22 protein-coding genes, 1 tRNA gene and 1 pseudogene are annotated in these 19,799 nt (G+C 64.6%); 5 read left to right on the forward strand and 19 right to left on the reverse strand.

Going from position 1 to position 19,799, the window contains the following annotated elements:
- A partial coding sequence (locus ATE59_RS10505) for a MobA/MobL family protein (protein WP_156416771.1) occupies positions 1-1,407 on the reverse strand: 1,407 nt, incomplete at its 3' end.
- A gap of 268 nt (positions 1,408-1,675) precedes the next feature.
- Between ATE59_RS10505 and ATE59_RS10510 the strand changes: the two genes are divergently transcribed.
- The 4 genes and pseudogenes from ATE59_RS10510 to ATE59_RS18385 form a co-directional block, all read left to right on the forward strand.
- Positions 1,676-2,290 (forward strand): hypothetical protein, encoded by a 615-nt coding sequence (locus tag ATE59_RS10510; protein ID WP_156416772.1) that lies wholly within the window; start codon positions 1,676-1,678, stop codon positions 2,288-2,290.
- Complete coding sequence (locus tag ATE59_RS10515; protein WP_058812394.1) at positions 2,287-2,571, forward strand: hypothetical protein; 285 nt, start codon at positions 2,287-2,289, stop codon at positions 2,569-2,571. The genes ATE59_RS10510 and ATE59_RS10515 overlap by 4 nt, the downstream gene beginning before the upstream one ends.
- Before the next feature lie 208 nt (positions 2,572-2,779).
- A complete protein-coding gene (locus ATE59_RS10520; protein WP_058812395.1) occupies positions 2,780-4,351 on the forward strand; it encodes a hypothetical protein in 1,572 nt (523 codons plus the stop codon).
- Between the two features lie 259 nt (positions 4,352-4,610).
- Positions 4,611-5,702 (forward strand): annotated as a pseudogene (locus ATE59_RS18385) (recombinase family protein); the annotation flags it as partial.
- Positions 5,703-5,837: 135 nt separating this feature from the next.
- Here the strand turns inward: ATE59_RS18385 and ATE59_RS18230 are convergent.
- From ATE59_RS18230 to ATE59_RS10560, 5 genes are all read right to left on the reverse strand, one after another.
- Positions 5,838-6,062 carry a hypothetical protein gene (locus ATE59_RS18230; RefSeq protein ID WP_058812399.1) on the reverse strand — a complete coding sequence of 75 codons (225 nt, stop codon included), beginning with the start codon at positions 6,060-6,062 and terminating at the stop codon, positions 5,838-5,840.
- A 150-nt stretch (positions 6,063-6,212) separates the two neighbouring features.
- Positions 6,213-6,289, reverse strand: a tRNA-Arg gene (locus tag ATE59_RS10545).
- A 48-nt stretch (positions 6,290-6,337) separates the two neighbouring features.
- Positions 6,338-6,805: a DUF1178 family protein gene (locus ATE59_RS10550; RefSeq protein ID WP_058812400.1), complete on the reverse strand. Its 468-nt coding sequence runs from the start codon at positions 6,803-6,805 to the stop codon at positions 6,338-6,340.
- A 3-nt stretch (positions 6,806-6,808) separates the two neighbouring features.
- The gene (gene grxC, locus ATE59_RS10555; protein WP_003052703.1) at positions 6,809-7,069 is read right to left on the reverse strand and encodes a glutaredoxin 3; all 261 of its coding nucleotides are present in this window, start codon (positions 7,067-7,069) and stop codon (positions 6,809-6,811) included.
- Between the two features lie 18 nt (positions 7,070-7,087).
- Positions 7,088-7,942, reverse strand: a complete 855-nt coding sequence (locus ATE59_RS10560) for a ComF family protein (RefSeq protein WP_231737267.1) — start codon at positions 7,940-7,942, stop codon at positions 7,088-7,090.
- A gap of 43 nt (positions 7,943-7,985) precedes the next feature.
- Between ATE59_RS10560 and ATE59_RS10565 the strand changes: the two genes are divergently transcribed.
- Complete coding sequence (locus ATE59_RS10565; RefSeq protein WP_058812401.1) at positions 7,986-8,834, forward strand: methyltransferase domain-containing protein; 849 nt, start codon at positions 7,986-7,988, stop codon at positions 8,832-8,834.
- A gap of 28 nt (positions 8,835-8,862) precedes the next feature.
- Here the strand turns inward: ATE59_RS10565 and dmpG are convergent, their stop codons facing one another.
- The 13 genes from dmpG to ATE59_RS10630 are packed head-to-tail and all read right to left on the reverse strand — an operon-like array spanning position 8,863 to position 19,793.
- Positions 8,863-9,885, reverse strand: a complete 1,023-nt coding sequence (gene dmpG, locus ATE59_RS10570) for a 4-hydroxy-2-oxovalerate aldolase (RefSeq protein WP_058812402.1) — start codon at positions 9,883-9,885, stop codon at positions 8,863-8,865.
- Entirely contained in the window at positions 9,882-10,838 is a 957-nt protein-coding gene (locus ATE59_RS10575; protein ID WP_058812403.1) for an acetaldehyde dehydrogenase (acetylating), read from the reverse strand. Before ATE59_RS10575 ends, dmpG begins: the two co-directional genes overlap by 4 nt.
- A gap of 4 nt (positions 10,839-10,842) precedes the next feature.
- Positions 10,843-11,622, reverse strand: coding sequence for a 2-keto-4-pentenoate hydratase (locus ATE59_RS10580; protein ID WP_058812404.1), 780 nt, complete (start codon positions 11,620-11,622; stop codon positions 10,843-10,845).
- Positions 11,619-12,143, reverse strand: a complete 525-nt coding sequence (locus ATE59_RS10585) for a 3-hydroxyanthranilate 3,4-dioxygenase (RefSeq protein ID WP_058812405.1) — start codon at positions 12,141-12,143, stop codon at positions 11,619-11,621. Before ATE59_RS10585 ends, ATE59_RS10580 begins: the two co-directional genes overlap by 4 nt.
- Before the next feature lie 4 nt (positions 12,144-12,147).
- A complete protein-coding gene (locus ATE59_RS10590; RefSeq protein WP_058812406.1) occupies positions 12,148-12,591 on the reverse strand; it encodes a RidA family protein in 444 nt (147 codons plus the stop codon).
- Positions 12,588-13,367, reverse strand: coding sequence for a 2-keto-4-pentenoate hydratase (locus ATE59_RS10595; RefSeq protein ID WP_058812407.1), 780 nt, complete (start codon positions 13,365-13,367; stop codon positions 12,588-12,590). The genes ATE59_RS10590 and ATE59_RS10595 overlap by 4 nt, the downstream gene beginning before the upstream one ends.
- Positions 13,368-13,376: 9 nt before the next feature.
- Entirely contained in the window at positions 13,377-14,849 is a 1,473-nt protein-coding gene (locus ATE59_RS10600; protein WP_058812408.1) for a 2-hydroxymuconic semialdehyde dehydrogenase, read from the reverse strand.
- A complete protein-coding gene (locus tag ATE59_RS10605; protein ID WP_058812409.1) occupies positions 14,846-15,673 on the reverse strand; it encodes an alpha/beta fold hydrolase in 828 nt (275 codons plus the stop codon). Before ATE59_RS10605 ends, ATE59_RS10600 begins: the two co-directional genes overlap by 4 nt.
- Positions 15,673-16,434, reverse strand: coding sequence for an ABC transporter ATP-binding protein (locus ATE59_RS10610; protein WP_082657391.1), 762 nt, complete (start codon positions 16,432-16,434; stop codon positions 15,673-15,675). The genes ATE59_RS10605 and ATE59_RS10610 overlap by 1 nt, the downstream gene beginning before the upstream one ends.
- The gene (locus tag ATE59_RS10615) at positions 16,419-17,171 is read right to left on the reverse strand and encodes an ABC transporter permease (protein ID WP_058812410.1); all 753 of its coding nucleotides are present in this window, start codon (positions 17,169-17,171) and stop codon (positions 16,419-16,421) included. Before ATE59_RS10615 ends, ATE59_RS10610 begins: the two co-directional genes overlap by 16 nt.
- Positions 17,168-17,725 (reverse strand): VOC family protein, encoded by a 558-nt coding sequence (locus ATE59_RS10620; RefSeq protein WP_003052671.1) that lies wholly within the window; start codon positions 17,723-17,725, stop codon positions 17,168-17,170. Before ATE59_RS10620 ends, ATE59_RS10615 begins: the two co-directional genes overlap by 4 nt.
- Positions 17,722-18,774, reverse strand: coding sequence for an ABC transporter substrate-binding protein (locus ATE59_RS10625; RefSeq protein WP_058812411.1), 1,053 nt, complete (start codon positions 18,772-18,774; stop codon positions 17,722-17,724). Before ATE59_RS10625 ends, ATE59_RS10620 begins: the two co-directional genes overlap by 4 nt.
- On the reverse strand, positions 18,771-19,793 hold the full coding sequence (locus ATE59_RS10630) for a fumarylacetoacetate hydrolase family protein (RefSeq protein WP_082657392.1): 1,023 nt from the start codon (positions 19,791-19,793) through the stop codon (positions 18,771-18,773). Before ATE59_RS10630 ends, ATE59_RS10625 begins: the two co-directional genes overlap by 4 nt.
- Positions 19,794-19,799 lie beyond the last annotated feature (6 nt).

The raw sequence follows: 19,799 nt of genomic DNA on the forward strand, positions 1-19,799 counted from the left end.
CCGGTGCGCCATCATCCGTCTGATGGTGGCCGCGATGCTCTGCACGTCGGCGCGGCCCTTTGGCACGTAATGATCGGCCCGTGCCTGAATTGCCGTTCGGACACTGGTAGCGCCCGACGCAATCTCGCGGATGATTACGACGTCCGGCAAGGGGCGGCGACGCGAGGGGATAGCGATGGCACGAATACGTTTCGTAAGTTCGGCGATGTTATCGCGCTGCGCGTCAAGATTGCGGCGTCTCGCCGCGATCTCGACGCTACGCACTAGCAGCGCGGTTTCGCGCTCGGCTAGAGCAAGCTGCTTTGTGGTTCTATCGCCCGCGGCGCCCAACTCATTGAGCGCGACGATACGGGCGTTGCTCTCGATGACGGCGACCGTTTCGCCGCGGTCAAATGCCGCCATGCGTTCCGGCCCCACCCGCTCCTGACGATGGGCATTCAGGCCGCGCGCCTGATAGCTGAGATGCGTGAAACGTGTCGCCAAACCCGCGTGTCGACAGGCCTGATTCAAATGCGCCGCGCAGAACGCGCGCAGCCGGAACAGGCCCGCCTTATCGGTGAGACCGTTGACCTTCTCCTCCGCGACGTCCCACTGATAGGATGAAGTGCGTTCGCAGGGCCGGGTCGAAAACACGATATGGGCGTGAACATTGCGCCGATCGCTCAATTCGTCCGGCACATGGAGAGCGGCAGCGTAGGGCAGACCGAGCCGCCCGAAGGTCCGTTCGCAAAACTCGTGCACGAACAAACGGCGCTGCCCAGCGCTGAGTCCATGCGGCAGGTTCAGCACCACACGATACTGGACCTTGGCGTTGGCCCGATAACCTTCCTCGACAGCTTCCAGCATGCGCCATGCCGCTTCGATTTCTTCGACGCTCTCACCCATGTTGCTGATCGGATGGGACAGCTGAACATCGCCTTCTTCGAGTGACCCATCGCGAAAAATATACTCAATGTGGGCTGCGGCAAGGCCGGAACGCCAGCCCTTCGATTTGAAGCCCTTGTAGGTGACGTTCATATAGAGCGCGACACGGCCGCGAGCATCGATCAGCGGGGTCTGATATCGACGTAGCGGGCGAGCAGCGGAAGGCACCTTTTTCGATCTGCTGATTTTGCGGTCGGATGCAGGTCTGAATGGCAGGTTTTGCAACTTTACCCGAAAGGTGCGCCCCCATCCCGGAGCAATGCTTTCGGCAAGCTCGCGCTGCAACGCTCGGTCGGCGATGGCGTAAGCTCGTTCGGCTCCGGCCTCGCGCCTGCGGCGCATCGTGGCAACGCGATTGATCGCGCCTGCGATCGTGCGGTCCGCGGCCGCTAAACGGCGCGCGGTGCGGTTTGGCGCCATCAGAATTGCGAATGCACGTGCATCGGCTTGGGCCATCACACCGTCTTCGCTGATCAAATGCATGCTTTTGCGCCTTTTTGCTCACTTGAAAGAGGGGGGTGGGACGAAAGCCATGGGCCTGTTGACCGCGGTCAACGTTTCTTTCGCACTCCCACCCTCCTCTTCCCTTCCTGCCTATCAGTTTGGGATTTTGCTTCGGATCGAAGCTTACAACTTCGCTTACCCTCGAATGCGGAGGGTCACCGATCTGCCACTCTCCTGTCGAAGTGACCCTCCGCACGGTACGCGCGCCGTTGCAGTAATTGGACTGCCTCAATGAAGGAGGCAGACAATGTTCGACAAAGACGAAGTGAGCCGGCGCCGCAAACTCGCGGACGCCAAAGCCAGGGAAGCGAAACTACGTGAGGAACTCGCAGCCATTCAAAAAGCCAAGCGTTCCGCCCGAAACGGCATTGACCAAATAACGCGCCACGAAAACTGGCACGCCAGAACTCTCGCCGCAGCGGACCGCCGCGCCGGTTATACAGGCGAAATGGCGTCGGCCCGCCTTTATCTCCGCAGTCTGCCGGTGGACAGATACACCGCAGTACTCGCGCAATATGCCGCGGGGTCAGGCGACGCCGACAATCTCTCGGTCGAGGTCGCCGCGGTTCGCGCGAACTTCGATCAATGGCATCGCAAAGGCGAAGCGATCATTCTTGATCGTGAACGCCGCGCTTATGCTGCGGAATGTGCACGATGGGCCGATCGCGATGCGTCGCAGCCGACGCAAAGCTGGCGCGCCAAACCGATGACCCGCGGACAATATTTCCTGATCGCGCGCACTGCAGAATTTCTGAATGTCGCGGAGCCGACCGGAAAGATTACGCGCGGCGCAGCGCACGATTGGCTGAAGGTGCACGATGCCAATCTTCGGCTTCGACAGGATGGAGTCGAAGGATCATGAGCGGTCAACGCAGTGTCAAGCTGAGGCTCGGCTCGGACGAGCGCGTATTTTGCTCTTATCGCGAACTTGAGGATTATGCCGCGCAGCTGACTCGCGAAATGCGGACGTGCGAGGCCCAGTTACAGCACGATCCACGCAACGTAACTTTATGGCAGCAACTCGAAGAGGCGGCCGAATATCTCGGCCGCGTCATAGAGGGAATGAAGTTATGGATCGATGCCGAAGATCACAGACTAACGGAAGATTTGGAAAAAATATCCCGATTGCTTGCCGACCTATAGGTGCAAATCCTAGAATAGGAGACTTTTGTTAAATGAGTCCTTTAGGATGCCAGTTTTATCTTCTATTGAGTGGGTAGCCCTCCATCGCAAAATTTACAGGACTATCTGTGCCGGTGAGTCCGTGTGCGAACGACGCATAGTTGCCCTGCTTCGCGAGGGATGGGATTATTCTTCCGAACCAGGCGGCTCGCTTTATGACGAGTGGGGAATGTTCCGCGCCCCGCATCTCGGCATCCTCGCCGGACTGTCTCGCGACGCCTATCCAGGATCGCCGCTGCTTTACCCGGGCATGAGCGTATCGGAAATCGAGTCCGGTCTGTATCGCCAATGCAGGATCATGCCCGGCGAGCCTAAGGCGGAGTCAATTCCATCATCGGCTGATTATGCCATCGACGACGATCCTGATTATGAGCCTGACAGGGAATGGATTTTCCAGGTTCTTATCGGTCACACGCCGCGAGATCTGGCGAGGCTCCTCCACTTTTATGATCCCGAGCACTCACGCGTTGGCAAATTCCTGCTCGCCAAGGATTTCCGCTCCGCCTTCGCCTCAGCGCCAGAATTGCTCACCCGAGAAGGGTGGCCAACCGAAGTCACCCGCTACTGGGGGAACCGCGACATGCGCCGTGTTCTGGCGCCAGCCAACGCGCTCTTGGCTCATGCAGAACTCGCCCGACTGTCGATGAACGACAGGGGGATGTGCGCGATGTCCTATCGCGACGACGGTATTTTTTTGACCATGGGTCAGGCCATCAACAGCATCACGGCTGGGCCGAATTCCGAGGCCTTCACGGCAAACCAGGCTCAGATCAACCGTCTTCTCGAAATGATGCCTCTACAAACCACAATCTTGCTTCCGCCGACTTGCGCCTTCGCAAACCGAGATCCCTTCCTGGGCAGGGCCTGGTCGCTCGCCGCGGCGTCGCACCTGCCCCAAATCCTCTTCGAGTGTGGCGATAAGATGCCCGAAATGCTTCGAGGGACGTGTGACTTCGAAGCCCGACTGACACAAGATAATCTGCGTGCCCATCCAGCGGCGTGGTTCGAAAAGCATGGCAGGGAGGCGGCATGGGCGCAAAAACGACCCGCCGTCACGCTCTGGTCTCTCGACCGGCAACAGAATGTGGCCGTCAATCTCATTGAAATAAGCCGTTTCTGCGACGCTGCGTCGCTTCCGCCGTCCAGCGCGCGAAATACGTCCCCCAGCTACAGAACGTCGAAAAAAGATCTCGCCAACCTTATCAAAGCTTTGGCGCTGATGTGGCTGGTTGACGCCAGACCTGCATCAGCGGTCCCAATCACCGAGGAACTTCTGACGGGGCTTAAGGATCGAAATGGCCTCAAGACGGCTTTCGACGACGACATGCTGGACGATATTTGGAGGGGCAAGGACTTCGGGCGGCGCGCTTGCAAAACTGGACAGGAAAAGGCCGACAAGCGCCGAAACCCCGGACAGTGCGGGTTCTCGGCTCAGGGGCAACCGCATCTATGGTATAGGGACGATGGTGATGACGTCGGTCAATATCGGCAACTTCAGTTGCAGGCGGTTGTGGAGCATCTGGGGCTCGGCAGCGAGCGCAGTGCTTGGACCTCGCATTTCTCGCGGCACCCGAATTGCAGTTCCGGCAGCAAGCAAAAAGGCTGTTCGATGACCCTCGACATCGAGGCTGCCTATTGCAGTCGCGACCACGCGATGATGGTCACGGCTCATCCCACCGATCCCATGCATGAATTCCTGGCACGGCCCCTGTCGTTCATCGATCACGAAAGCCTTCGCTGATCTCGCATGATCAATTTCGCGCAGATTGCGCAAGTGACCCTCCGCCGTCCTTATTTCTGGCCGAGCCAAAAACTGGGGATGCAGACAAAGCCATCCCGAGCGCGTCCCGGAACGCGACAGCACATCAAGTCGAACGACGCGGTCCTTCCTCTTGTCAGTTACCACTTCGATGATTCATGGTCGTCGATTCCGGCCGAGGCCGAACTCATTGATCGATGGTTCGGGATCGCGATCGCAGAGCTGTTTGGAGTAACCCCCAATGAGTAAAGATCATCAGGGAAAGCGGGTCGCCATCTATGCCCGTGTTTCCACGCGCAAGCAGGCGGACAATGAGCTGTCTATCACCGATCAGATTGATTGGGCCGAACGCTGGATCGCTGAACATGGCGCCTGCAAAGCCGCAACCTTCATCGACGCGGGCGCTAGCGCCACCAAGGACGGGCGAACCGAATTTCAGGCCATGATAGCCCTCGCAATGAGCGACGACAGACCCGTCGATATCATACTCGTTCATTCCTTATCGCGGCTGTTCCGTAATGCGCTTCACTTCATGCAATACAAAGAGAAGCTTCGGCGACACAAGGTGCGGATCATTTCCATCACCCAGGCCTTCGGCGATAACCCCGCTGCGGATTTGTCCGTCGGCATGCTGGCGCTGTTCGATGAATATCACAGCGCGGAAAACTCCAAGCACGTGAAGCGCACGATGCTGGCCAATGCCGCGAACGGCTTCTGGAACGGCCAGACGCCGCCAATAGGCTATAAGACGGTTGCGGTTCCGCAACCCAAAGGCAAGGACCGCCGAAAGCTCGTGGTTGATCTCGAGACCCAACATCTCCCACTCTTTATCTTTGAAACCTACGTGCAAGGATACAAGGGCCGGCCGATTGGTATCACGAATCTCGCTCAGCTCTTGAATGAACGGGGTGAACGCTTACGGGGCAAGCCGTTTAGCGTGTCCAATGTCCATGCTATTCTGACCAACACCGCTTACATCGGCGTCGCGTTTTATAATCAGCGCGACTCCCGCACGGGAGAAGCGCGCCCCGAGGATGAATGGGTGCCAATCCCTGTTCCTCCGCTCATCAGCGAAGAGCTGTTCTATGCCGCCAGGGCGCAAATGGCCGCGCGCGATCCAAAGATGGGCGTTGCTGCGGTCAAGACCAACGGCAACCTCCTGACAGGCTCTGTCGTCTGCGGATGCGGGGGAGACGGCTGCGGGGGCGGCATGACCACGTCAACTGGCAAGAGTGGACGATACCGCTACTATGCTTGTCATCGCCGCGCAGCGAGGGGGGCAACGCAATGTCAAGGTCGGCGAATCCGAATGGACGCGCTCGACGATCTGGTGGTCAACGCCGTTTCTGAACATATTCTCGGCCCCGACCGGCTCAAAGCCCTGCTATCCGCGTGGATCGACCGCAGTGAAGAAGTTCAAGTCGGCCGCCGCGAAGGCCTGAAGCAACTTCGTGCTCGCCTGACACTGCTAGATGGCGAAAGCGCCAACGTCATTAAGCTGGTTCGCTCCGGCCTTTACGCCCCCGACGATCCCCAGATCGCTGCTGAAATTGCCAACATCGCAGCGCAGAAGCGCGCAATCGCAATCGATATTGACGCTTTGGAACGTCAGATTGCAGATGGCGAGCGTCGAATCACGCCGGAGATTGTTGAGAAATTCGGCTCGTTGATGCGGAATAAGCTGCGCGGCCAAGCCTCAGCAGCGCGAAGGGATTATATCCGTCTGCTCGTTGATCGGATCGAAGTCGGACATACGGAAATCCGTATCTCCGGATCGAAAGCCGCTCTGTCACGCGCTGCTATGGGCGTGCCGCCCCACATGGTGCCCAAAGCTGAACGGAAATGGTGCGCCCGACAGGATTCGAACCTGTGGCCCCCAGATTAGGAATCTGATGCTCTATCCTGCTGAGCTACGGGCGCGTCGGCGCTCGTTTAGCGGGGCAAGGCGCGCAGCGTCAATCGGCGCGGTCAGTTGATTGCGTCGGGCGGCGCGATCGGGACGAGGAGTGGCATGGCGGCGATCCCGTCGTCGTGCAGCGCCTGCGCCTCTTTGGGCGAGGTCTGCCCGTGGATCAGGTCTTCGGGCGCGCGGCCTTCGTGCATAGCGCGCGCGGCATCGGCAAAATCGCGTCCGACCCAGCGCGATTGCGGCAACATCTCGGCCTGTTTGGCGGCGATCGCTGCAAGAACTGCCTGGACCATTTCGGCAGAGGGTGCTGCATCGGGTGCCGGTGCGGCTGTCGGCGCGGCGACCGCCTGCTGGTTCGACTTGGCGCCGACGCGCGGCGCCATCACCGCCTTCTTCACCCTGCTGTCGCCGCATATCGGGCAGGCGATCAGGCCGCGGGCCTGCTGGTCGGCGAAGCTGTCGCTGCTCGCGAACCAGGCCTCGAACCGGTGATCCCCGGCGTCGCAGCAGAGATCGAAGACGATCAAGAGTCAGCCCGCGCCGAGCAGCGGGTCGAGCCCGCCCCGTGCATCGAGCGCCGCCAGATCGTCGCTGCCGCCGATATGCCGGCCATCGATGAACACCTGCGGCACCGTGCGGCGACCGCCAGCCCGTGCGACCATCGCGTCGAAACCGGCGCGGTCCATCGTCACGTCGATCTCCTCGAACGCGGCGCCCTTGTTCTCGAGCAGCGCCTTCGCCCGCGTGCAATAGGGGCAGAGGAATTTGGTATAGACTTCGATCCTGGCCATGGGACTGATTTCATCCTTTCACCGCTGCATATCGGAATCGAGCGCCGCAAAGTCAAATGGCGCGGCATTGTCCGGCACATCGTGGACGACGCGCGCCCAGCAGAGCGCCGACACGCGCGCGGCACCGCTGCGGCGCAGCGCCCGCGCCGCAGCACGCAGCGTCGCCCCGCTGGCATGCACATCATCGATAAGGATGAGGTGCCGACCCGCGGCGCGCACCTTGGCATCGGGCGCCAGCGCGAAGGCCCCCGCGACGATCTTCTCACGCTCGCGGCGCCCCTTGCCGCGCAGCGCCGCGGTCGCCTTGCGCCGGACAAGCAGATGCGGATCATGCGCCGCGCCGGTCAGCCGCGCCAGTTCGTCGGCGATCAGCGCCGCCTGATTGAAGCCGCGCGACCAGAGCCGCCAGCGGTGCAACGGAACGGGCACGAGCAGCGGTTCGGCTTCGCCCGCCAGCGCCTCAAAAGGCCGCGCCATCAGGCGCGCCATCAGCCGGGCATGGCCAAGGCGCCGTCCATATTTGAGCCGTAGCGCCACCGTCCGTGCGACGGGTCCATAGGCCAAAGCCGCTGGCGCGCCGTCGAACGGTGGCGGATCGGCCAGGCACGCGCCGCATTCGCTCACGACGCCGGGGAGCGCCGTCGGCAGCGGCACCGAACAGCGGGCGCATGAAGGGCCATCCAGAAAATGCAGCGAATTCCAGCAATCGAGGCAGAACTGCCCGACTTCACCCACCACCAGCCCGCACCCCGGACAACGCGGCGGCAGCGCATAATCGAGCAGCGCCGTGCCCAGTCGTCGAATGCCGCGCGACAGGACGGGCGCCGCCGCCGCCGGCGCATCATCCTCGCTGTCTTCGGCCATCGTCGCCATCGGCCTCTTGTGAAACATCGCGCCCGGCGGCACAAGCGCGCCCATGTCGCAGCCGCCGCCGCTCTTTTCCGCCGCCCGCCACCGCGCCCAACGCGACCGGCTGGCGCGCCTGCCCGCTGATGCCAATTTCCTGGCGCCGATCCTGGCCGAAACGCTGCTCGACCGGCTGGAAATGGTCACGCGCGACTTCGATCGCATCTTGCTGATCGGCGCCCACGATGCCGCGCTTGCCGACGCGTTGCGCGCACGCGGACGGGCGCTCGACCTCTTCGAGGCCGGACCGCGGCTCGCCGCGGCGACCGGAGCGATCGTCGGTGAAGTCGATGCAATCGACCTGCCGCTCGGCCAATATGATCTGATCGTCTGGCCCGGCGGTCTCGACGCCGTGAACGACGTTCCCGGTGCGCTTGTACGGCTGCGCGCGCTGCTGGCGCCCGACGGCCTGCTGCTCGGCGCCTTTGTCGGCGACGGCAGCCTGCCGCGCCTGCGCCGTGCGACGATGGCAGAGGGGGTGCGCACCATCGCGCGGATGCACCCGCAGATCGACCTCGCCGCGATGGGCAATCTGCTCCAGCGCACCGGCTTTGCGTTGCCCGTCGTCGATGTCGAGGCGCTGACCGTGCGCTATGCGGCGCTGCCGGGGCTCGTGCGCGATCTGCGCGCGGCGGGCCTCACGAGCCGCCTCACGCCGACGCCGCTGCCGCTGACACGCGCCGAAGCCGCGCGCATCGCGGTCGCCTTTGCCGAAGGCGCCGACCCCGACGGGCGCATTGCCGAGCAATTCCGTATCATCCATTTCAGCGGCTGGGCGCCGCACCCCGACCAGCCCCGCCCCGCCCGCCGCGGCAGCGGCACGGCGTCGCTGATCGACGCGCTGTCTCCCCGGCCCTGAACCCACTGCGCAGTCCGGCGACCGGCGCCTAATGCTTCGCCATGTCGAGCGCGACATCGACGATCATGTCTTCCTGTCCGCCGACCATCTTGCGGCGGCCGAGTTCGACGAGGATCGCGCGCGTGTCGAGGCCGTGCTCGGCCGCCGCTTTTTCGGCATGTCGGAGGAAGCTGGAGTAAACCCCCGCATAGCCGAGCGTCAGCGTCTCGCGATCGACGCGCACCGGGCGGTCCTGCAGCGGGCGCACCAGTTCCTCAGCCGCATCCATCAGCGCGAACAGGTCGCAGCCATGGTTCCAGCCGTAGACGTCGGCAGCGGCGACGAACACTTCGAGCGGGGCATTGCCCGCCCCTGCCCCCATGCCGGCGAGGCTGGCGTCGACGCGGATCGCACCATTCTGCACCGCGACGATGCTGTTCGCGACGCCGAGGCTGAGATTGTGGTGCGCGTGGACCCCACGCTGCGTCTCGGGCTTGAGGACGCAGTCATAGGCGGCGAGGCGCGCCGCATAGCCGTCCATCGTCAGCGCGCCGCCGCTGTCGGTGACATAGACGCAATGTGCGCCATAATCCTCCATCAGCTTCGCCTGGTTCGCGAGCGCGTCGGGCTCCGACATGTGGCTCATCATCAGGAAGCCGGCGACGTCCATGCCGAGCCCGCGCGCAAACTCGATATGCTGTTTCGCGACATCCGCCTCGGTGCAATGCGTCGCGATGCGGACCGAGCGCACGCCCATTTCGTAAGCGTGCTTCAGGTCGTGGATCGTCCCGATGCCGGGGAGCAGCAGGGTCGTCAACACGCTATGTTCGAGTACCTCGGCGACCGCGCCGATCCAGTCCCAGTCGGTGTGAGCGCCGAAGCCGTAATTGAAGGAGGAACCGCTCAGCCCATCGCCATGCGACACCTCGATCGCATCGACCTTTGCCCGGTCGAGCGCGCGGGCGATCGCCTGCACATGATCGAGCCCATATTGGTGGCGGATCGCGTGCATTCCGTCGCGGAGGGTGACGTCCTGGATATAGAGTTTGGTCGTGGTAGGGTCGAAGCTCATGCGGCCACTCCTTCGTTCATGCGGAGCGCGATCTTCTCGGCGGTCTTGAGTGCCGCCGAGGTCATGATGTCGAGATTGCCCGCATAGGCCGGCAGATAATGCGCCGCGCCCTCGACCTCGAGGAAGACGCTGACCTTCAGGCCCGTGAAGCTGCCGCCCATTTCGGGAATGCGTAAGGGCGCATTGCCGCCGATGCTTTCGAACTGGACCGCCTGCTTGAGGCGATAGCCGGGGACATAGGCCTGTACTTCGGCGACCATGTCCTCGACCGACTGGCGGATCGCCGCACGGTCGCCGTCGTCGCACAGGCAATAGACGGTATCGCGCATGATCAGCGGCGGTTCGGCGGGGTTGAGGACGATGATCGCCTTGCCGCGCGTCGCACCGCCAACCTTTACGATCGCCTCGCTCGTCGTCTCGGTAAACTCGTCGATGTTGGCGCGCGTGCCGGGACCGGCGCTTTTCGAGGCGATCGAGGCAACGATCTCGCCATAATGCACCTTGGCGACGCGGTTCACGGCCGCGACGATCGGGATCGTCGCCTGCCCGCCGCAGGTCACCATGTTGACGTTATCGGCATCGAGGTGCGCGTCGCCGTTGACCGGCGGGATCGTGTAGGGACCGATCGCCGCCGGGGTCAGGTCGACGACGCGCTTGCCGTGCGCGATCAGCACGTCGCTGTGCCGCTGGTGCGCCCCCGCCGAGGTCGCGTCGAAGACGATGCCGATGTCGGCGAAGCCGGGCATGGCGATCAGCCCATCGAGACCGTCGGCGGTGATCGGAACGCCGAGCCGCGCGGCGCGCTTCAGCCCGTCGCTCTCGGGATCGATGCCGACGAAGGCACCCATTTCGAGCGTGTCGGACAGGCGCATGATCTTGATCATCAGGTCGGTGCCGATATTGCCCGACCCGATGATCGCGACCTTGGTCTTGCCATTGGCGGTCTTCGTCATTTCGCTATGCCTTGTATGTAAAGCTGCAGGTACCGATGCCGGCGATGCGTGCCTCGACATGGTCGCCGGGGGTCAGCGTGACCATCGGCCCGAGCGCACCCGCGAGCAGGATATCGCCGGCCTTGAGCGGCTCGCCGCGCCCCGCCAGCGTCCGCGCCAGCCACGCGGCGGCATTGAGCGGGTTGCCAAGCGCGGCGGCACCGACGCCGGTCGAAGCGACCGCGCCATTGACGGTCATCTCCATCGCGGCGCCTTCGAGGTCGAGCCCGGCGAGCGATAACCCGTCATCCGCCAGCACGAAGAAGGCCGAGGAGCCATTGTCGGCAACGGTGTCGGCGAACGTGATCTTCCAGTCGGCGATTCGGCTGTCGACGATCTCGATCGCCGCGTGAACGCTCGCGACCGCCGCCGCGACCTGTTCGGTGGTCGTATCGGGATCGGACAGGTCGGCGCCAACAATGAAGGCGATCTCGGCCTCGGCCTTCGGCTGGATCGTCCGTGCCGGGTCGAGGCGTCCGCGATCGGCGACGCGCATGTCGTCGAACAGGACGCCGAAGTCGGGCTGCTCGACGCCGAGTTGCGCCTGCACCGCCTTCGCGGTCAGCCCCGCCTTGCGCCCGACAATCCGCCGGCCCTGCGCTTCCCAGAAGCGCGTGTTGATCGTCTGCACCGCATAAGCGCCCGAGGCATCGGTCGGATCCAGCGCATCGCGCAGCGGCGGGACAACCCCGCCCGCATAGGCATCGCGCAGGCGACGGGCGACGGCTTCGTGGGTTGCCGTCATCGCGCTTTGCCCGGATGGACGGCGCCGCAGTGGCCGCAGGTGCGCAGTTCCTCGCTGGCGTAGAAGGCTTCGAACAAGGGCGGCAGATCGCGGACGATGCTCTGGAGCTGCACCTCGACGCGATGGACGATATGGCCGCAATCGTCGCAATACCATTGGAAGGCGTCGATCAACCCGTCGGGGCGCTTGCGTTCGATAACGAGGCCGACGCTGCCCGCGACGGGGCGCTGCGGCGAGTGCGGGACGTTCGGCGGCAACAGGAAAATGTCGCCTTCGCGGATCGGCATGTCCTTCGGTCCGTCATCGGTCCACAGGCGCAGGTTCATGTCGCCCTCGATCTGGTAGAAAAACTCCTCGAGCGGATCGACATGATAGTCGGTGCGCTGGTTCGGACCGCCGACGACGGTGACGATGAAGTCGGCATCTTCCCAGATCTGCGCATTGCCGACCGGGGGTCGCAGCACGTCGCGATGATCTTCGATCCATTCGCGGAAGTTGAAGGGCAGTCCATAGGTCAGCATGGCGTCATCCTTTGGGCGCGCGCGGGATGAAGGCAGTCGCCTTGATCTCGATCAGCAGATGCGGGTGGGGAAGCTGGTGGACCGCGACGGTCGTCCGCGCGGGACCGGCTTCGTCGAAATATTCGGCATAGACAGCGTTATAGCCGCCGAAATCGTTCATGCTGACGAGGAAACTCGTTACGTCGACGACGTCGGCGAGCGAGCCGCCCGCGTCGGTGAGGATCGCCTCGATATTCTCGATCACCGCACGCGTCTGCTGCGCGATGTCGAGGGTGACCGTGCCATATTCGTCGGCCGAAGCGCCTGCAAAGCTGTTGTCGGCGCGGCGCGAACTGGTGCCCGAGACGAAGACGAAATCGCCGGCGCGGCGATAATGCGGAAAGCGGCCGCGCGGGCGCGCCTTGCCAGGGATCACCCTGCCCCCTCTATTTTCGGCGTTCTCGCTCATGCCGCGCCTCCTTCGATCGTGAAGCCGACGCGGCCGAGATGGCCTGCGTCGAGCGATACGCTGCGCGCATCGCCAATCGCGGCCGCGGCGGTCGCGCCGCCGAGCATTATGGTCCAGCCCGGCTGAAGCACCAGCCCCGCCGCCCCCGCAAGCCGCGCCGCGGCGATGAGCGAGCGTATCGGATCGCCGAGGATCGCCGCGCTCGTCCCCGTCTCCACAATCTCGCCATCGACGCGCATCGTCATCGCGACGTCCGACACGTCGGTATCGGGGGCAAGCCACGGCCCGGTGACGAAGGCCGACGACGACGCATTGTCGGCGACGACATCGCCGAGCGCGAAGCGGAAATTCTCGTAGCGGCTGTCGATGATCTCGAGCGCAGCGGCGACCGCATCGACTGCCGCGAGCGCTTCCGCACGCGTGACCTCGCCCGCGAGCGGCGCCTTCAGTCGCACAGCGACCTCGGGCTCGACGCGCGGGTGGATGAAGCGTGCGCGCTCAATCGCGGCGCCGTTGACGACGACCATGTCGGAGGTCAGCCGGCCCCAAATCTGGTCCTTGAGCCCCATCTGGATCATCTTGGCTTCGCTGGTGAACCCCATCTTCACCCCGACGAGCGTTGCGCCGCGCGCGAGGCGCCGGTCGATCGCGGCGCGCTGGATTTCATAGGCTTCGGCGAGCGGCAATTCGCCCTCTTGCCCGGTGATCTGCGCGATCGCGCGGGCACCGAGGGCGGCTTCGTCGAGCCTTGCGGCGATGGCGGCAATGTCGGCCATATTATCCTCTTACAGCTTCACGCAGATATTGGTCGGTTCGGAATAGAAATTCAGCGAATGTTCGCCGCCTTCGCGGCCGATGCCCGACAGCTTCATACCGCCGAAGGGCGTACGAAGGTCGCGCAGGAACCATTCGTTGACCCAGACGATGCCCACCTCCATCTGTGCCGCAACGCGGTGCGCACGACCGACGTCGCGCGTCCAGATCGCCGCGGCAAGGCCATAATCGGTATCGTTGGCGCGTTCGATCGCCTCTTCCTCGCTGTCGAAGGGCGCGATGTGGCAGACGGGGCCGAAAATCTCCTCGCGCACACAGCGCGCATCGTCGGCGAGCCCGGACAGGATCGTCGGCTGTACGAAGGCGCCGCCCGCGAGTGCACCATCGAGTTCGGGAACGCCGCCGCCTGTCACGACCGTCGCGCCTTCTTCGCGCGCGAGCGCATAATAGGACAGCACCTTCTCGCGGTGGCCATGCGAGATCAGCGGCCCCATGTCGGCGCCCGACCAGGGATCGCCGACGGTGAGCGCCTTCGCGCGTTCGGCGAGCGCGGCGACGAAGCGGTCGAAGATCGGCCGCTCGACATAGACGCGTTCGGTGCAAAGGCACACCTGCCCACAGTTCGAGAAGACCGATCGCACCGTCCCCGCGACCGCCTCGTCGAAATCGCAGTCGGCGAAGACGAGCGCGGCATTCTTGCCGCCGAGTTCGAACGACACGGGCTTCACCCCCGCCGCCGCGACACGCATGATCGCGCCGCCGGTTGCCGATTCGCCGGTGAAGGTGATCGCGTCGATATCGGCGTTCGCGGTCAGCCATTCGCCGGTCGAGTCGGCGCCGAAGCCGTGGACGAGGTTGAACACCCCCGGCGGCAGCCCTGCCGCATCCATCACCTCGGCGAGCAGGGTCGCAGTCGAGGGCGTTTCCTCGCTCGGCTTGACGACGACGACATTGCCGCACGCGAGCGCGGGCGCGACCTTCCATGTCATCAGCAGCAGCGGCAGGTTCCATGGCGAGACAATCGCGACGACGCCGAGCGGGCGCGCGATCGCATAGTTGATCGCGCTGCGCCCGCCCGGCAGATCGGTGCGGAAACTCGGCATCGCGCGCGCCTCGGCGATCGCGGCGAAGGCGCGGAAATTGGCGGCGCCGCGCGGGATATCGATCGTCCGTGCCTGATGCAGCGACTTGCCGGTGTCGGCGATCTCGGCCGCGGCGAACTCGTCGAAGCGCGCTTCGATCCCCTCGGCGATGCGGACGAGCAGCTTGCAGCGCTCGGCCTGCGACATCTTGCCCCACGGTCCCTTGAGCGCGGCGCGCCCGGCTGCGACCGCGCGATCGACCAGATCGCGGCTCGCCTGCGACACGCGCCCCGCGACGCTGCCGTCAACCGGGTTCACATTGTCGAACCAGCCATCGCCCTCCACGAAGGTGCCGTCGACATAGTTGAGCACCGGGCGGTCGGCGAAAGGATAGCCGGTCACGCCACACCTCCGACCGGGACGTAGCCCGCGGCATTGCTGTGCGCTGCGCCCGCCTTGCCGACATGGCCCGCCATCTGGAGCAGCGACAATATCGTGTCGTTGAACTGCACCGGCGCCTCGAGAAAGGCCGAATGGCCGGCGTCGTTGACCTCGACGAGGAAGGAGCCCGGCACCCCGGCCTGCACAAGCCGCACCGCCTCGATCGGGAAGATTATGTCGTTGACCCCCGAAAGGAAAAGGATCGGGAAGCCCTTGCCGCCAAGGTCGGCGGCCGGGCGCGCATCGAAACGGCCGGTCAGGTTGTGGCGACTGGCGGCGTTGAAGCTCGCGATCTGGCTGTAGAGCGCCGCGAGATCGGGCGCGGCGCCAGCGCCGAGCACGCGCTCGACCTGCGACAGGTCGGCAGTCTTCGCCCGCGCAGCGTCCATGATCGCCTTGACCTCGCCGCTCTCGACAATGCCGTGGAGGCTGTCGCAGATCGCGAGCGCGGCGACGCGTTCGGGCGCACGGTGCGCGAAGCCGATGCAGGTGCCCGCGCCCATCGACTGGCCGACGAGCGCGACCTTCGTCTCGCCGAGATGGTCGAGCAGCGCGGTCAGATCATCGACGAAGGCATCGCGGCCGCGCCCGTCAGGGTCGCGCGAGAGGCCGAAGCCGCGATGGTCGAAGGTGATGACGCGGTTCGACTGCGACAGCGCATCAAGCTGACGATACCAGATCGCATGGTTGCCGCCGATGCCGTGCGCGAGCACCACCGCCGGGCCGGCTCCGTGCGCCTGCCAGTATATTTCGGCGCCCGCGGTCGCCAGAATCCCGCTGTCCATCACGATACTCCCATCAATTTGCTGAGCCGCACGACATAGTCGCCGAACGCCGGATCCTCGCGCGTCATGCTCGGATCGCGCGGGCGCGGCAGGTCGATGCGGACATCCTCGATAATCGTCCCCGGCCGCTCCGACATCACGAGCACGCGGTCGGAGAGCAGTACGGCTTCCGAAATGCTGTGAGTGACGAGCAGCACCGTCTTGCGGTCGCGCTGCCAGATGCGCAGCAGTTCCATATTGAGCCGGTCGCGCGTCAACGCGTCGAGCGCGCCGAAGGGCTCGTCCATCAGCAGCACCTGCGGTCCGCGGGCGAGCGCCTGACCGATCGCGACGCGGTGGCGCATCCCGCCCGAAAGCTGGTGCGGATGGCTGTCCTCGAAACCTGTCAGCCCCAGCGTCTCCACCAGTTCGGCCAGCGCCGCCGCGTCGGGACGTCTCGCCGCCGGGTCGAGATCAACCCCGAGCAGCAGATTGTCGCGGACATTGAGCCAGGGCAGCAGGTTCGAGGTCTGGAAGACGAAGCCCATGTCGGGCGACGGGGCCTGCACCACCGCGCCGTTGAACAATATGCCGCCGTCGTCGAAGGGCTCGAGTCCGGCGATCAGGCGGAGCAGCGTGCTCTTGCCGCAGCCCGAAGGCCCGAGCACCGAGACGAATTCGGCCGCGCCGATTTCGGCGCTGACGTTGGTCAGCACCTTGCGGCCATCGAATGCCTTGCCGGCACCGGCCATGGAGATCACCGCGCTCATGCCGCGCGCCACCAGATGAAGCGTTCCCAATAGGCGACGCCATAGAAAAGAAGGAGCGACAGCAAGGTCACCGCGATCAACGCTGCAAAGGTCAGCGTCGTATGGCCCGAACCGGAGGCCGTAAGGATAAGATTGCCGAGCCCGTCGTTAGAGCCGACGAATTCGCCGACGACCGCGCCGATCACCCCGAGCGGCATCGCGACCTTGCAACCGTCGAGGAAGCTCGGCAGCGCGGCGGGCACACGCAGCCGCCAGAAGCTTTGCATCGGCGAGGCACGGAGTGCGCGGAAATGCTCTTCGAGATGCGCGGGTGTGCTCGCCAGTCCACCGAGCGTCGCGATGATGATCGGGAAGAAGGCGAAGAGGAACGCCATGATCAGCTTCGACGCGAGGCCGTAGCCGAACCAGACGACGATCAGCGGCGCGAGTCCGATCTTGGGGACGCTCTGCAACGCGACGAACAGCGGATAGACCGTGCTTTTCGCGGTGCGCGAGAAATGGATCAGCGCCGCGATTGGGACGCCGAGCGCGACCGCGATGATGAAGCCCCAGAACACCTCGGTCAGCGTGACGAGGCTCTGCGACAGGATCGGCCTGCGCGACTGCCAAAGCTCGCCGAGGATCGCGCTCGGCGGCGGCAGCAGGTAGGACGGTACCCCCGACCAGCGGACGCCATATTCCCATGCGAGGCCGAGCGCCGCAAAGAAGGCGATGCTGATCGCGGCGTCGCGATTGAACCACCTGCTCACGCGTCGCCGTCCTTGCCCAGCAAGGCGACGATGCGCGCCGGTGGCGGTACGAGGAAGCGATCAAGGTGCCAGCGGTCGAAGGTTTCGAGGTCCTTGCCGTCCCAAACCGAGGGTTCATAGGGGCTGCCGGCGGTGATCTGCGTCATGTCGGTGTAGAATTCGACATTGTTGCCGTCGGGGTCGCGGAAGACGAGGAAGCTGTTCGCCCCCGGGCCATGCTTGCCGATGCCGCGGTCGATCGGGATGGCGCGCGCGACGAGCATCTCGGCGACCTTCTCCATCTCCTCGATCGTTTCGAGGCGGTAGGAGAAATGCTCGACCGCGGGATAATGGCCTTCGGGAATATCGGTATGACCCGGCGGCAGCTGGAGCAGCGCGAGGTCGTGGTGATCCTCGCTGGCACGCAGGAAGACCATATGATGGTCGATCCAGTCGGACACGGTCAACCCGACGACCTCGGTATAGAAAGCGAGGCTCCGGTCGATGTCGCGTACCTTGAGCACGAGGTGGCCGAGCCGCGTCGGGCGCGGGCGGTAGGAAGCGGGATCGGTCATGGCTGATTCCCCATCGGAACGAAGGCGTTGGTGAAGAGCTGCGGCGTCTGGTCAAAGCCCCGAAGCTGGCCGCTCGCCTGCAGATAGGTGACTGTGCGCGCGACCTTTTCGGGCGTCAGGCGATGCGAACCGCCCTCGGCCGCCATCAGGTCGGCGGTCTCGCGGATCTGGCGTTCGGTCACCGCCTCGTCGAGCAGCGGATAGGATTCGCGGATGATCGCGAGCGCTCCCTTTGGATCGCGCGCCGCGTCGGCGTAACCGCGATAGGCCGCCTTGAGGAAGGCGCGCACCAGCTCGGGATCCCTCTCGATAAGCACGTCCTGCGTCGCGAAGCCGCTGCCGTATACATCGAGCCCGAAATCGGCATAGGCGATGCGGCCGATGCTGACGCCCTTCGCCTTCGCCGCCTTGTCGAACAGCGCCATCGAATTGCCGAGCCAGCATTCGGCGGCGTCGATCCGCCCCTCGACAAGCGACGACACCACGATCGCCGGATCGAGCTGAATCTGCTCGACGCGCGCCGGATCGACGCCATTGTCCTTGAGCCACGCCGGAAGCAGCGCCTGGATCATCGAGCTTTGCCCGGCGCCGAAGCGCAGTCCGGCAAGGTCGGCGGGCTTCGCGATCTTGTGCCGCTCCTTGACGAAGCAGGCGCCGGCGGGAAGCCGCATGTTGATGCCGCCAATCATCCGCACCTTGCCACCCTTCGCGCGGCTGAGCGCGACCGACAGCGGGTCGATATAGGCAAATTCGAACATGCCCTGGTCGAGTTCGTTCGCGGTCCGCATGCCGCCGAAACCGCGCACGGGCTCGACCGCGAGCCCGGCGTCGGCGAAATAGCCCTTGTCGATCGCGACGAAGATGCCCGCCATGCTGCCCTGCGGCAGCCACGCCATGTTGAAGCGCACGATTCGCGCTCCTTCCGCCTGCTTCGCGGCCTGCGGCGCGTTGCCGCCGAAGGCGCTCCACAGCGTCAGCACGGCGATGGCCGCAACGACCAGCAGCGGCGCGATCAGCGCGTGGCGCGAAAAGGCGGCCCGAGGCGTCATGCGCGCGGCAGGTGCGGCGCGGAAACGGGGTTGCGAAGCTCGCCGATCCCTTCGACCCAGGCATCCATGACGTCGCCGTCCTTCAGGAAGACGCCGCGCCCCATGCCGACCCCGGCGGGGGTGCCCGAGGCGATCAGGTCGCCCGACCGGAGTTCGAGGATCGTCGACAGATAGGCGATCTGTTCGTAGATGTTGAAGATCATCTCGGACGTGTTGCCGTCCTGCATCGCCTCGCCATTGACCTTGAGCCCCAAGCGGATGGCGTGCGGATCGCCGAGGCAGTCGCGCGGGACGAATACGGGGCCGAGCGGCGTGAAGCTGTCGAAGCTCTTGCCGCGGAACCAGTCGTGCGAGAAGGGAAAGTCGCTGCGCCGGGTGCGGTCGCGCGCCGAGACGTCGTTGACGATCGTATAGCCAGCGATCAGGTCATGCGCGTCGGCCGCCGCGACATTCTTGCCCGCGCGGCCGAGGACGACGCCGAGTTCGACCTCCCAGTCGGGGCGCGACACCTGCGACGGGACGACGACCGTTTCGTTCAGGCCGACGACGCTCTCGACGGTCTTGAGGAAGATATACGGCTCGCTCTCGGCCTTGGCGGCGAGCTTGGTCTGCATTTCCTCGGCATGTTCGATGAAGTTCGACGCGGCGGCGAAGATACGGCGCGGCTCGAACGGCGCCGCAAGCGCGGGCGTATCGATTCCGCCCGCCGCGCCTTCCAGCACATGGGCGAGCGCGAACAGCCCTTCGCGGCGGGCATCCCAGTCGCGTATGATCGTGGTGACATCGTCCGCCACCGCGGTAAAGCCGTGCGTTGCCGCCGCATCGTGCAAATCATGAAAAGCGTCGCCGACCCGGATCATCGGGCGCGCACCGTCCGGTGTGAGGCGGGTCGCAAGGGCAAAGCGGGTCATGCGTAGATCATCCTTCTGAAAATTGCGTGCGAAGCCGGGCGCGGCGCAGCCGAGAGCAAGGCCGGCGCCGATCGCGGCCAGTGCCGCACGGCGGTCGAATGTCGCCACCCCCCG

It is taken from the genome of Sphingopyxis sp. A083, from assembly GCF_001468495.1.
GTDB lineage: Bacteria > Pseudomonadota > Alphaproteobacteria > Sphingomonadales > Sphingomonadaceae > Sphingopyxis > Sphingopyxis terrae.